This is a genomic window from Kitasatospora sp. NPDC034035 (assembly GCF_055575755.1).
The window spans coordinates 1-13400 of sequence record NZ_JBVISA010000037.1; the positions used below are offsets into that span (position 1 = coordinate 1).

Genomic DNA, 13400 nt, shown 5'->3' on the forward strand with positions numbered 1-13400 from the left:
GTCCACACGTCGTGGGGGCCGAAGCCGAAGTGGTGGTCGGTGTTGGCGAAGAGGGTGAGGACGTTGTGGTGGGGGATGAGGGTGCCCTTGGGGCGTCCGGTGGAGCCGGAGGTGTAGATGACGTAGGCGGGGTGGGCGGGCAGCACGGCCGTGGCGGGGTTGGTGCGGGGCCGGGCGGAGACGTCCGTCTGGTCGAGGAGGAGGGTGGGGATGGCGGTGTCGGTGCTGCCGGTGGTGAGTAGAAGCGTCGGTTGGGCGTCGTCGAGCATGTAGGCGACGCGGTCGGCGGGGTAGTCGGGGTCGATTGGCAGGTAGGCGCCGCCGGCCTTGAGCACCGCGAGCAGGGCGACGACCAGTTCGGCCGAGCGGTCGAGGCGGACGGCGACCAGGGTTTCGGGGCGGACGCCGTGCTCGGTGAGGAGGTGGGCGAGGCGGTTGGCGCGCTCGTTCAACTGGCGGTAGGTGATCTGCTGGTCGCCGTCGGTGAGGGCGATGGCGTCGGGGGTGCGGGCGGTCTGGGCCTCGAAGTGCTCGCTGAGCGTGCCCTGCGCGGTGGGGGCGAGGGCTGGGCGGGTGGCCCAGGTGTCCAGCAGCAGGTGCCGCTCCTCGGCGTCGAGCAGCTGCACGGCGTGGACGGGCTGTGACGGATCGGTGGCGAGGGCCTCCAGGACCCGCAGCCAGCGTCGTCCCAGGACCTCCACCGACGCCCGGTCGAACAACTCCGCCGCGAACGTGATTCGGACCGCCAGACCGTCCGGTGCGTCCGTGGCCGTGTAACGCTCGCGGACCTCGAAGGCGAGGTCGAAGTTCGCCTTCGGCTCCCCGGCAGTCGACAACTCGACGTCCACGCCCGGGAGTTCGAGGCGCGCTTCAACGGTGTTCTGAACTGCGAGGATGACCTGGAAGAGCGGGTGCCGGGCCATCGAGCGCACGGGTGCCAGCTCTTCGACGAGGCGCTCGAACGGCACGTCCTGGTGGGCGAAGGCACCGAGACCGGTCTCGCGGACCCGGCCCAGCAGCTCGGCGAACGTCGGGGCGCCGCTCAGGTCGGTGCGCAGGACCAGGGTGTTGACGAAGAAGCCGACCAGCTCGTCCAGTGCCTCGTCGGTACGGCCGGCGATCGGCGTGCCGATCGGGACGTCCTCGCCGGCGCCGAGCCGGGAGAGCAGCACCGCCAGCGCGGTCTGCAGCACCATGAAGGACGTGACGCCCTCCGTTCGGGCCAGCTTCAGCAGCCCCGCCTGCAGTTCGGCGGGGACGGTCAGCTCGACCGTCTCCCCCCGGTTCGAGGCGACGGCCGGGCGCGGCCGGTCGAACGGCAGCGCCAGCTCCTCCGGCAGGTCGGCCAGCGTCTCCCGCCAGTACCCCAACTGCCGTGCCAGCAGGCCTTCGGTGTCCTCGTCCGACCCCAGCAGTTCCCGCTGCCAGAGCGTGTAGTCCGCGTACTGCACCGGCAGCGGCGCCCATCCGGGCGCCTGGCCGCCCACCCGCGCCGCGTACGCGGCCGACAGATCCCGCCCCAGCGGACCGAATGACCAGCCGTCACCCGCGATGTGATGGAGCGTCAGCACCAGGACGTGCCGCTCGGGCGCCAGCGCGAAGAGTGCGGCCCGCAGCGGCGGTTCCGTCGCCAGGTCGAAGGGCTGCTCGGCCGAGCGGTGGACCGCGGCGGCCAACTCCTCCTCGTCGCCGACCTGTTCGACGGTCAGCGCGAACGTGACCTCCTCGATCGGCAGTACCCGCTGCACGGGTTCGCCGTCGACCGCGGCGTAGACGGTCCGGAGCACCTCGTGCCGCTCGATCACGTCACGCAGTGCCGCCGCCAGGGACTCCTGCTCCAGCGGGCCGGAAAGCCGCAGGGCCGCAGGGATGTTGTAGTCGGCGGTCGATCCCGCCAGCTGTCCGAGGAACCAGAGCCGTTGCTGGGCGTAGGACAGCGGCACCCGCTCGGGCCGATCGCCGGTGGCCACCACGGGCGTTCGCAGCACCGTGCCGGTGTCCAGCTGCCGCGCCAGCGCGGCGGGGGTCGGCGCCTCGAAGAGGGTGCGGAGCGGGAGTTCGGCCCCCAGGGCGGACCGCACCCGGCTGCCGAGGCGGGTGGCGAGCAGCGAGTGGCCGCCGAGGTCGAAGAAGCTGTCCTCGACCCCGACCGAGGGCAGGCCCAGGACCTCGGCGAAGAGCGCGCAGAGGATCTCCTCCGGCAGGTTCTCCGCCGCGCGCCCGGCGCCGCCGCCCGCGGCCGCGTAGTCCGGGGCGGGCAGGGCCTTGCGGTCGAGCTTGCCGTTGGCCGTCAGCGGGAGTGCCTCCAGCAGCACCACGGCCGACGGCACCATGTACTCCGGCAGCCGCTCGGCGGCCGTCGCCCGGGCCAGGGCGGGCAGCGCGGCCGCGTCCGCGCCGTGCTCCGCCACCAGGTAGCCGACCAGCCGGTGGTCGCCGGGGGCCTCCTCGCGCACGACCACGGCGGCCTGCGCGACACCGGGGCAGGACGCCACGGCGGCCTGCACCTCGCCGAGTTCGATCCGGAAGCCGCGGATCTTCACCTGGTCGTCGGCACGGCCGAGGAACTCCAGCTCCCCGTCGGCGCTCCAGCGGACCACGTCGCCGGTGCGGTACATCCGCTCGCCGGGGGCGCCGTACGGGCAGGCGACGAAGCGTTCGGCGGTCAGGCCGGGGCGGCCGAGGTAGCCGCGCGCCAGGCCGGTGCCCGCGAGGTACAGCTCGCCGGTCACACCGGCCGGAACCGGGCGCAGGGCCTCGTCGAGCACGTAGGCCCGGGTGTTGTCGATGGGCTGCCCGATCGGCAGTACCTCGCCGTGCTTGCCGCCGACCTCGTGGGCGGTGGACCAGATGGTGGTCTCGGTGGGGCCGTAGAGGTTGGTCACGCCCGCGGTGCGGGCCGCCAGGGTCCGGGCCAGTCCGCTGTCCAGCGCCTCACCGCCGACCAGCGCCCGAACACCGGCCAGCTCGCCGCCGACCAGCGCCCGAACACCGGCCGGCTCGCCGCCGGCCGGCTCGACAGCCTCGACGCCCGCGGCCTCGGCGGTCAGCGCGTGCCAGAGGCTCGGCGTGGCCTGCATCGCCGTCACCCCGGCGGCCGTCACCAGCTCCCGCAGCGCGCGCGGGTCCCGTACGGTCGCGCGCGGGGCCAGCACCACCCGGGCGCCGTGGACCAGGGGCAGGTAGAGCTCGAGCGCGGCGATGTCGAAGGCGACCGTGGTCACCGCGAGCAGCCGGTCCGCGGGGTCGAGGGCGAACCGGCGCTGCATCGCGGCCAGGAAGTTGACCAGTGCCCCGCCCGGCACCACCACGCCCTTGGGGCGTCCGGTGGAGCCGGAGGTGTAGATCACGTACGCCGGATGGGCCGGCAGCACGGCCACGGCCGGGTCGGCGTCGTCCGGGGCGGCACCGACCGGGTCGGCGCCCGCAGCGTCCGGCTCGGTGTCGTCCCCGGTGGCCGGCTCGATCCGGTCCAGTGGCACGACGGGGATCCCGCCGGCCGGCACGGTCGCTGCGGTGTTCTCGGAGGCGAGCACGACGACCGGCCGGGCGTCCGCCAGGGTGTAGGCGATGCGGTCGGCGGGGTAGTCGGGGTCGACGGGCAGGTAGGCGCCGCCGGCCTTGAGCACGGCGAGCAGCGCGACGACCAGCTCGGGCGAGCGCTCCAGGCAGACCGCGACCAGCGACTCCGGGCCGACGCCGCGCCGGATCAGCAGGTGTGCCAGCCGGTTGGCCCGGGTGTTGAGCTCCCGGTACGAGAGCTCCCGCTCGCCGCAGACCAGCGCGACCGCTTCCGGGGTGCGGGCGGCCTGGGCCTCGAACAGTGCGGGCAGGGTGGCCGACGGCGGCTCGACGGCCGTGTCGTTCCACTCGGTCAGGACCTGCTGCCGCTCCGTCGCGTCGAGCAGTTCGACCTCGCGCAGCGGCAGGGTGCCGTCGGCGGCCGCCAGGGCGGCGAGGTAGTGCTGGAACCGGCGGCAGTGGGCGGCGATCTCCGCCGGCTGGTAGAGCGCCGGGTTGGCGTCGACGACGAGCCCGGCGCCGTCGCCGGTCTGCCGGTCGTAGATCAGGATGTTGAGGTCCTCGACCGGGCCGCTGCTGAGGTTGTGGGTGGTGCTCGGGTGGCCGCCGAAGTCCAGGTTGTAGTCGAAGGACTGGATGTTGACCGTGGGGCCGAACAGTTGCCCGCTGGAGGCGACCAGCCCGAGGTCGCGACGGATCTCCTCGTAGCGGTAGCGCTGGTGGCGCAGGGCTTCCCGGGCGGCGCGGCTGGTCTGCTTGATCAGGGCGGAGAGCGGTTCCCGCGGGTCGACGGTCAGGCGCAGGGGCACCACGTTGTTGACCACGCCCGGGGTGGTCCGGGCGACCTCCCCGGACCGCGCGCCGACCGGGAAGCCGAGGACCACGTCGCCGCTGCCGGTCACCCGGGCGGTGTAGGCGGCCGCGGCGGCGAGCACCAGGACGGTCCAGCTGACTCCGAGCCGGCGCGCCGAGGTGCGCAGCGTGGCCATGTACTCGGAGTCCAGTCGGCGCGCGTGGCGCAGGTGGGTGTGCGAGGTGGGGGCGAACCGGCCGGCGAAGTTGACGGCGGTCGGCCGGTCGGCGAGCCGGTCCTGCCAGTACTGGCGGTCCGCCGCGAACTGGGCGGAGGCGCGGTACTCGGCCTCGACCTCCACCAGTCGTGCGAACGGCGGGATCCCGCTCTCCTCGGGCAGGGTCCGGCCCTCCGCCCAGGTGCTGTAGACCTCCGCGACCCGGGCGGCGAAGAGCGGGCCGCTGTGGCCGTCGCCCATCGCGTGGTGGGCCCGCAGCGACCAGATGTAGTGGTCGGGCGCCAGCCGGATCAGGGCGAAGGCGCAGGCGGGGCCGGTCTCCAGGTCGTACGGCCGGAGGTACTCGGTGCGCATCCAGCTCAGCGCCGCCTCCCACGGGTCGGCCTCACTGCTGACGTCGACCGGGACGAACCGCCAGGCCGGGTCGGGCTCGACGAACTGGCGCAGCTCCTGACCGCTCGTCACCAGTCGCAGACGCAGCGTCTGGCAGTCGAGGACGGCCCGGTGGAGGGCGCGCTCGAACAGCTGCGGGTCGACCGGCCCGTGGATCTCCACGTACTCGTGGACCTGGTAGGCAGGGCTGGCCGGGTCCAGCTGCTGCGCGAACCACATTCCGGCCTGGCCGGAAAGCAGGGGCAGGTACTCGGGCTGGGAAGGCGACATGTGCTGGAACTCCGGTTCGTCTGGGATCGCCCCGGGCCGTCGGCCCGAAGGTTCCAACGCTGCCCGGCCGGGCGGTCGGGCGGCGCACGTGTGTGACCGCCCTCGCGGCGCCGGGGCGGCGCCTGGGGCGGTGTGAGGCTTGGATGGGGGGTCAGCGCCCGGTCGGGCTCGCCGTCACCGGGCCAGCGAGTCGAGCAGCATGGCTGCCGTGACCGCCGGGTCGTCCTCGGCCCCGACGAGCGAGGCGTTCGGGAGCTGGGCGCTGCCTTCGCGTTCCGCGCGGGCGCGGCGGCGGCCGCCACCGGTGATGTTGAGCAGGATCCGCGCGTCACGCGGGATCCGCCGCTCGGCCACCGCGCGTCGCAGGCAGGCCACCGCCACGGCGGCGGCCGGCTCGATGTCGATGCCCTCGGTCTCCTCGAACAGCGCGGCCGCGGCGAGCGCGGCCGGGGTGTCGGCCAGCAGGACCTCGCCCGAGGTGTCGGCCAGCAGGTCTCGGACGCCGCCGCGGACCCCGAACGGCGGTGTCGCGTTGACGAGTTCGGGGGCGTGGACGTCGACGGTCGACGGCGCGACCGGACGCGAGAGCGGAGTCGGCGCCGAGACCGGCGTGGGAGCCGGATTCGCAGCAACGGGAGGAACCGGAGTGGGAGACGGCAGCGACTCGGCCGCGCCGGCGCGCTCCTGGAGCCAGAGCCGGTGCAGCGGGGCGAAGCCGGTGTTCTGGCAGAGCAGGGTGCGCGGCGGGGTGCCGCCCGTGGTGGCGGCGATCCGCCGGGCCGCCTCGTGCGCGGCGATCGCGCCGGTGCCGCTGCCGACGGCCTGGACGTAGTAGTCGGGCAGTCGGCCCAGTCGCTCGTACGCGGCCAGCATGACCACGCCGAGGCCGTCGCGCCGGGCGACGTTGCGGACTCCACCCTCGGGGAAGAAGGGTGCGCCGGTGGCCAGGATGCCCTGGCTGTAGGTGATGGCGTCGTTGTAGCCGCCGCCCTTGACGGCGACGATCCGCACCTGCGGGCCGGTTCCGGCGAGCGCCAGGCCGGGCAGGGCGCGCTCGGGGACCACCAGCACACAGGGGAAGTCGAACTGTTCGGTGGCCCGGACGAACGCGGCCGCGGTGTTCCCGGCGGACGCCACGACCATGATGCCCGCGTCCTGCGGGACCCGGCCCAGGACGGAGAAGGCCTCCAGTTCCTTGAAGGTTCCGGAGTCCATGCGGCAGTCGCGTTCCGGCCAGTAGCCGCTGAAGGCCATCCAGAGGTCGCTGAGTCCCAGGGCGGCGCCGAGACCGCGACATCGGTGCACCGCCGGCAGGCTCGCCCCGGGCACCTCACGGATCACCGGGAGCCAGTCGCGGTAGCGGAAGAGGCCGGAGGCCGCCGGGGCGGCCGCGACCGCGTCGGCCAGTGAGCCGGCGGTGTACTCGGTCCGCAGCAGTGAATTGTCACGGCACCCGGGGCAGGCCGAGATCAGCCCGTCGTCCCCGAGTCGTAAACCGCATCGAGTGCAGACAACCGTGTAGTGCCCGCCGTGCTCCATGGCTTTCTCCCCGTTGCTACCGGCCGTGGCCGGTACTGCAAGCTGAATTTCGTCGGGCCGGGCTGGAAACTACTGCTCCATGGCCGAGATGAGGCTCTTCGGACGCATATCGGTCCAGGAGTTCTCGATGTAGTCCAGGCACTCCTGGCGTCCGGCCTCGCCGAACACCTGCTGCCACCCGGCCGGAATTTCCGTGAAGACCGGCCAGAGCGAATGCTGGCCCTCGTCGTTCACCAGAACCAGGTAGTTGGCCTCGGGGTCCTCGAAGGGGTTCGTCACCGCGTCACCTTTTCTCGCATAACCGGCAAGCCGGATGGACAATGCGGACATGGCGGAGGTGGATCCCTGATCCGGACGGACCTGCCCCCGCCCGGCCCGTACTCCAGTCTTACTCATCCGGGCCCGAAAGGGGAAGTGCGGATTGCTGTCGGGAGGCGTGAACGGAGCGTGGAGACCCTTCCCGTCGTCAAGTCGTGCGCGAGCCGGTCGCGATGGCCGTGACCTGGTGTGAAATGCTGTGCAATACGGCGGAAATGAGGTCCGCGGGCGGAGCGGACGGGGGATCGGTGCGACCGGCTCGGCGGTGAAGTCCCGTACCACTGCGGGCGTACGGCCGGTGACGAAAACCTGCCGAGTGGATGATCGGACGGTCACGGATCGTCTGGCAGACTTCTTCCCCATGAGGTTACCGACCGACAGCCACGCATCCGGTGCCGAGCACAACTCGCCTTACCCCAGCGGTAGTTCACCACAATTCAAGGGGCAGTCACCCGGCGGGGCGGCGAACGGGACGGACGGGACGGACGGGACGGGCGGCCTCGCCGCCGGCGGTGCCGCGCCGGACGGTCCGCGCACGCTGCGCGGCCGGATCGCCGCCCGCCGGCTCCGTCCGGTCCGGCCGCGCCTCTGGTTCGAGTTGGCGCTCATCGGGATCAGCTACTGGGTCTACAACCTCGTGCGCAACGCGGTGCCGCAGCACGCCGAGACCGCCAAGGCGCACGCGAACCTGGTGTGGGACCTGGAGCGGAGCCTCGGCCTGGCCTTCGAGCGCTCGGTGAACCACGGCATCGACTCGGTGACCTGGGCGATCGTCGGGATGAACTACTACTACGCCACACTGCACTTCATCATCACCATCGCCGTCCTGGTCTGGCTCTACCGCAGCCACCCCGGCCGGTACCCGGCGGTCCGCACCGCGCTGGCCGGAGGCACCGGAATCGCCCTCGTCGGCTACTACGTCTTCCCGATGGCCCCGCCGCGGATGCTGCCCGACTTCATCGACACGGTGACCGCGCACCACACCTGGGGCTCGCTGGCCTCGGGCGCGGGAGCGAGCATCTCCAACCAGTACGCCGCAATGCCGTCGATGCACTTCGGCTGGGCGCTCTGGTGCGGGCTGACGGTGTTCTACCTGGCCAGGCGGGCCTGGCTGCGGGCGTTGGGACTGCTGTACCCGCTGTTCACGCTGACTGTGATCATCGCCACCGCGAACCACCTCTGGTTGGACGCGGTCGGCGGTGGGGTCTGCCTGGGCGTGGGCTTCGTCGCCGCCCGGTTCGTCTTCCACCGCTGGGCCTACCAGTTCCCGCGGATCCCGGACTCCTGGCAGCCCGCCGCCGGCCCGCGCGCGAGCGAGCGGCGGCCCGTGCCGGGCGAGGCCGGCTCTCGCCGGTAGCCCAACTCCCTGACCACAGCCGGCCGGTGGGCCTGGATCGCCGGCCCGCCGGCCCGCCGGCCCGCCAGCCGACCAGCCGACCAGCCGACCAGCTGGCCAGCCGACCGGCCGACCGGCCCGATGGCAGGGTCCGCCGATCCCGTCCGGCCGTTCACGGCCGACGGTACGTCGCGCGGCCGGACCGGCGGAAGATCACGGGCACCAACGGCGTACGCTGGCCCCATGCGTCACGTGATCCTCCCCCCGCCGGCCCGCTAGCGGGCGGCCCACTCCACCCACCCCGGCTCGGCGGGATTCCGCCCGCAGTCGGGGCGATGACTGCCGCCCGCGCACCCAGCGGACCTGAACCGGCCATTCATCGTGGAGTACCGACGCATGACCTCGTACACCGCCGTGCCCTTCCGGCACGGCCTGTTGTCCATTTCCGCCGCCGCCGTCGCCTGGGGCGTGGGCGGGGCCGTGGCCGCGCTGCTGATGCGCACCAGCGGCCTCGGCCCGGTGGCCGTCTCCTGCTGGCGCTTCGGCGTCGCGGCGCTCTGCCTGGCCCTGCTGCCGACCGGCGAACGCCAAGCCGAGCGGGGAGCCGCCCGGCCCGGAGCCGCCCGGCGGGGTGCCGCCCGGCCTGGAGCCGCCGTGCTGACCGGGCTCGGCCTGGCGGTCAGCCAGTGCGCCTACTTCGGTTCCGTGCGCTACGCGGGCCTGGGGCTGGGCACCCTGATCACCATCGGCGCCGGCCCGGTGCTCACCAGCCTCGGCGCACACCTGCTGCTCGGCGAGCGCCTCACCCGCCGTGCGCTCGCCGTCGTCGTCCTGGCCCTCGCCGGGCTCGCCCTGCTGGTCGCCGCCCCGGCCGCCGGGCCGCGCCCGGCGCTGGGCGTCGCGCTGGCCGTCCTGGCGGGCGCCGGGCAGAGCGGCCTCACCCTCTGGGCGCGTGGCGGCGGCTCGGCCCGGGCCAGTACCGGTGCCTTCACCACCGGGTTGCTCTGCCTGCTCCCGCTCGCGGCCACCCGGAGCCTCCTGCCGACGGCCGGGGACCCGGCGGTGACCGGGATCGCGCTGCTCTTCCTCGGCACGGTGCCCACGCTGCTCGCCTACCGCTGGTACTTCACCGGGCTGACCGCCGTCCCCGGGACGACGGCGGCGGTGCTGGTGCTGCTGGAGCCGGCGACGGCGGCGGTGATCGGCGTGCTGTTCCTGGGAGAGCCGGTCACGGCGGGACTGCTGCTGGGCTCGGCGCTGCTGCTCGCGGCGATCGGGGCGCTGGCCCGCGGGTAGCCCGGCGGGGTGGCCGTACCCGGCGGCCACCCCGGCGGCCACGCGGCCGGCCACCCGGGCGGGCTCCTGTGGTCGCCGGGGGCGTGTGGCCGTGCTGTGGTGGTCCGCATGAACCGCTCACGCCTGGCCCGGGTGGCCGTCACGACCGCGTCCGCCGTCCTGCCCACCACCGTCCTGCCCACCACCGTCCTGCTCACCACCGTCCTGCTCACCACCGCCGCCGGTGCCACGGTCGCCGCCGCCGCTGTTCCGGCGTCGGCGACCGGGCTCCGGGACGTCACCGCCGAGCAGTGCCGGGGTGCGGGCGGGCACGTCGAGGGCAGCGGCTACTGCGTCGACGCGCTCGGCGACGACGCCTGGGGCCAGCCCGTCGACGGCCAGGCGATCAACCCGGACCCGCGCCCCGGCGAGGAGTGAGCACGCTGCTCACGGCACCGGCCGCAGGGTCACCGGCGTCGGGGTGAGGGCGCGCAGGACCAGGTCGATGCGGACCCTGGCGGCGCCCGCGCGGTGCAGGGCGGCGGCGATCGTCCGTAACTCCTCCGGGCCGGTGCAGGCGAGCCGGAGCTCCAGGTCGGCTTCGCCGGCGAGGGCGAGGCCGCTCTGGACGGCCGGGAACTCGGCCGCGAGCCGGTCGAAGTCCAGCGGGACCGGGCCGTGGCTGACCCGGGCGATCGCGTGCAGGGACCGGGCCGGCCGCAGGTGGCTGTCGGGGGCCAGGCCGCCCGGGACGAGCTGGAGCGGGGCCGTCACCGGTGCTGGAGCTGAGCGGTCGGGGCCGGGGCGGGCGGTGCGGCGGGGGTGGAGACGGGCGGGGCGACCAGCCTCGGGTCCAGGACCAGGGTGGTCACCCCGAGCGGGGCGGTGAGGTCGCGCAGGGCGGGTTCGCCGAGTTCGGTGTGGGCCTGGTCCGGTCCGAGGAGGGCGGCGAGGGCTTCGGGGCTGGAGAATCCGACCGCGCAGCGGCGGCCGTCGCGCAGGCGGAAGAGGCGGAGTGCGGTGGTGCTGCCGGTGCCGGAGGTGGTGACCGGTACGTGCCAGACGACGCGGGCCATGCGGATGCTCCCGGGTGGGGTGGTGGTTCCTGCCGGAACTGCTTCCTCGACGCTAGGGCGGTTCGCCCCGGGCGTCGCCGGTCCTGACGCAGCGTTGACCGAATGGGGTGGTGCGTTGACGCACTCCTGACGTTCGGCTCACCCGGATGGACGACACCGCCGGCCGAGGGTGCTCCGTTTGCCGTGCGTCCCGGCTCGGACGACCGTGGATTCTGCCCCTGGTCACGGCCGCGGGAGCGCCCTCGGGGAGACCGGCGTGCGCTCCGGGGCGGGGGGCGGTGGAGCGAGGGGCCCGTGACGAGATATCTTGACGTCAAGACGTTGGAGACGTGAAGCGGAGTACCGATGACTGACTCGACCATCATCTATACGCACACCGACGAGGCTCCGGCCCTGGCGACCTACTCGTTCCTGCCGGTGGTCCAGGCGTATGCCTCGACCGCGGGTGTACGGGTGGAGACCCGCGACATTTCCCTGGCCGGGCGGATCATCGCGAGCTTCCCGGAGCGTCTGACCGAGGCGCAGCGGATCGGCGACGCCCTGGCCGAGCTGGGTGAGCTGGCCAAGACCCCGAGCGCCAACATCATCAAGCTGCCGAACATCTCGGCCTCCGTGCCGCAGCTGAAGGCCGCCGTCGCCGAGCTGCAGGCCCAGGGCTACGCCCTGCCGGACTACCCGGACGACCCGCAGACCGACGAGGACAAGGACGTCCGCGCCCGTTACGACAAGATCAAGGGCAGCGCCGTCAACCCGGTCCTGCGCGAGGGCAACTCGGACCGCCGCGCGCCGCTGTCGGTCAAGAACTACGCCAAGACCCACCCGCACCGCATGGGTGCCTGGACGGGCGACTCCAAGACCAACGTCGCCACCATGGGCGAGAACGACTTCCGGTCCACCGAGAAGTCCGCCGTGGTCGCGGCCGACGGTGCCCTGCGCATCGAGCTGGTCGGCGAGGACGGCACCACCACCGTGCTGCGCGAGAAGGTGCCGGTGCTGGCCGGCGAGGTCGTCGACGCCTCCGTGATGCGCGCCGCCGCCCTCAACGAGTTCCTGGCCGCCCAGGTGGCCCGTGCCAAGGCCGAGGGCGTGCTGTTCTCGGTGCACCTCAAGGCCACCATGATGAAGGTCTCCGACCCGATCATCTTCGGCCACGTCGTGCGCGTCTTCTTCCCGAAGACCTTCGCCGCCCACGGCGCTGCGCTGGCCGCCGCCGGCCTGAACCCGAACAACGGCCTCGGCGGCATCCTGGCAGGCCTGGACGCGCTGCCGAACGGCGCGGAGATCAAGGCCTCCTTCGAGACCGAGCTGGCCGAGGGCCCGGCCCTGGCCATGGTCGACTCCGACAAGGGCATCACCAACCTGCACGTGCCGAGCGACGTCATCGTCGACGCCTCGATGCCGGCCATGATCCGCACCTCCGGCCACATGTGGGGCCCGGACGGCCAGGAGGCCGACACCCTCGCCGTGCTGCCGGACAGCAGCTACTCCGGCGTGTACCAGGCCGTCATCGACGACTGCCGCGCCAACGGCGCCCTCGACCCGGCCACCATCGGCTCGGTGCCGAACGTCGGCCTGATGGCGCAGAAGGCCGAGGAGTACGGCTCGCACGACAAGACCTTCGAGATCGAGGCCGCCGGCACTGCCCGCCTGGTCGACGCCGACGGCAACGTGGTGCTGGAGCAGGCCGTCCAGCCGGGCGACATCTTCCGCGCCTGCCAGACCAAGGACCTGCCGATCCAGGACTGGGTCAAGCTGGCCGTCTCCCGCGCCCGCGCCACCGGCGACCCGGCGGTGTTCTGGCTGGACGAGACTCGCGCCCACGACGCGGTGCTGATCGAGAAGGTCAAGACCTACCTGCCGGAGCACGACACCACCGGCCTGCAGATCGAGATCAAGTCCCCGGTCGAGGCCACCAAGTTCTCGCTGGAGCGCATCCGCCGCGGCGAGAACACCATCTCGGTGACCGGCAACGTGCTGCGTGACTACCTGACCGACCTGTTCCCGATCCTGGAGCTGGGCACCAGCGCCAAGATGCTGTCGGTCGTCCCGCTGATGGCGGGCGGTGGCCTGTTCGAGACCGGCGCCGGCGGCTCCGCCCCGAAGCACGTCCAGCAGCTGGTCAAGGAGAACTACCTGCGCTGGGACAGCCTCGGCGAGTTCTTCGCGCTGGCCGCCAGCTTCGAGCACCTGGCCACCACCACCGGCAACGCCCGCGCCCAGGTGCTGGCCGACACCCTGGACCGCGCCACCGGCACCTTCCTCAACGAGGACAAGTCGCCGAGCCGCCGCCTCGGTGGCATCGACAACCGCGGCAGCCACTTCTACCTGGCCACCTACTGGGCTCAGGAGCTGGCCAAGCAGACCGCCGACGCCGAGCTCGCCCAGGCCTTCGAGGGCCTGGCCAAGACGCTGACCGAGCAGGAGCAGACCATCGTGGACGAGCTGATCGCCGTCCAGGGCTCGGCGGTCGACCTCGGCGGCTACTACCAGCCGGACCCGGCCAAGGCCGCGGCCGTGATGCGCCCGTCGAAGACCCTCAACGAGGCGCTCGCCAGCCTCGGCTGAACCCGGTCGGGCTCTGCACTGAGCCGAGCCGAGCCGAGCTGAACCACCGGGAGGCCCCCGGGTCCGTGCGAGCGG

9 protein-coding genes are annotated in these 13400 nt (G+C 73.3%); 4 read left to right on the forward strand and 5 right to left on the reverse strand.

Annotated features, from left to right (window positions below):
- The 3 genes from ACZ52J_RS35620 to ACZ52J_RS35630 all read right to left on the reverse strand — a co-directional run.
- Window positions 1–5216 (reverse strand): amino acid adenylation domain-containing protein (locus ACZ52J_RS35620; protein ID WP_465624739.1); only part of this gene is annotated, 5216 nt, incomplete at its 3' end.
- 174 nt (window positions 5217–5390) lie between these two features.
- Complete coding sequence (locus ACZ52J_RS35625; protein WP_465624741.1) at window positions 5391–6755, reverse strand: pyridoxal-phosphate dependent enzyme; 1365 nt, start codon at window positions 6753–6755, stop codon at window positions 5391–5393.
- 69 nt (window positions 6756–6824) lie between these two features.
- Window positions 6825–7034, reverse strand: a complete 210-nt coding sequence (locus tag ACZ52J_RS35630) for an MbtH family protein (RefSeq protein ID WP_360268339.1) — start codon at window positions 7032–7034, stop codon at window positions 6825–6827.
- A 400-nt stretch (window positions 7035–7434) separates the two neighbouring features.
- On the opposite strand from ACZ52J_RS35630, the gene ACZ52J_RS35635 reads away from it, so the two are divergent.
- The 3 genes from ACZ52J_RS35635 (at window position 7435) to ACZ52J_RS35645 (ending at window position 10122) form a co-directional block, all read left to right on the forward strand.
- The gene (locus ACZ52J_RS35635) at window positions 7435–8430 is read left to right on the forward strand and encodes a phosphatase PAP2 family protein (RefSeq protein ID WP_465624743.1); all 996 of its coding nucleotides are present in this window, start codon (window positions 7435–7437) and stop codon (window positions 8428–8430) included.
- Between the two features lie 375 nt (window positions 8431–8805).
- A complete protein-coding gene (locus ACZ52J_RS35640) occupies window positions 8806–9705 on the forward strand; it encodes a DMT family transporter (RefSeq protein WP_465624745.1) in 900 nt (299 codons plus the stop codon).
- Window positions 9706–9813: 108 nt separating this feature from the next.
- Window positions 9814–10122, forward strand: a complete 309-nt coding sequence (locus ACZ52J_RS35645; RefSeq protein ID WP_465624747.1) for a hypothetical protein — start codon at window positions 9814–9816, stop codon at window positions 10120–10122.
- Between the two features lie 9 nt (window positions 10123–10131).
- Here the strand turns inward: ACZ52J_RS35645 and ACZ52J_RS35650 are convergent, their stop codons facing one another.
- Both ACZ52J_RS35650 and ACZ52J_RS35655 read right to left on the reverse strand, forming a co-directional pair.
- A complete protein-coding gene (locus tag ACZ52J_RS35650; RefSeq protein WP_465624749.1) occupies window positions 10132–10458 on the reverse strand; it encodes a hypothetical protein in 327 nt (108 codons plus the stop codon).
- A complete protein-coding gene (locus ACZ52J_RS35655) occupies window positions 10455–10760 on the reverse strand; it encodes an SAV_915 family protein (protein ID WP_465624751.1) in 306 nt (101 codons plus the stop codon). The genes ACZ52J_RS35650 and ACZ52J_RS35655 overlap by 4 nt, the downstream gene beginning before the upstream one ends.
- 345 nt (window positions 10761–11105) lie before the next feature.
- Between ACZ52J_RS35655 and ACZ52J_RS35660 the strand changes: the two genes are divergently transcribed.
- Window positions 11106–13325: an NADP-dependent isocitrate dehydrogenase gene (locus ACZ52J_RS35660; protein ID WP_465624753.1), complete on the forward strand. Its 2220-nt coding sequence runs from the start codon at window positions 11106–11108 to the stop codon at window positions 13323–13325.
- The last annotated feature ends 75 nt before the right edge of the window (window positions 13326–13400 follow it).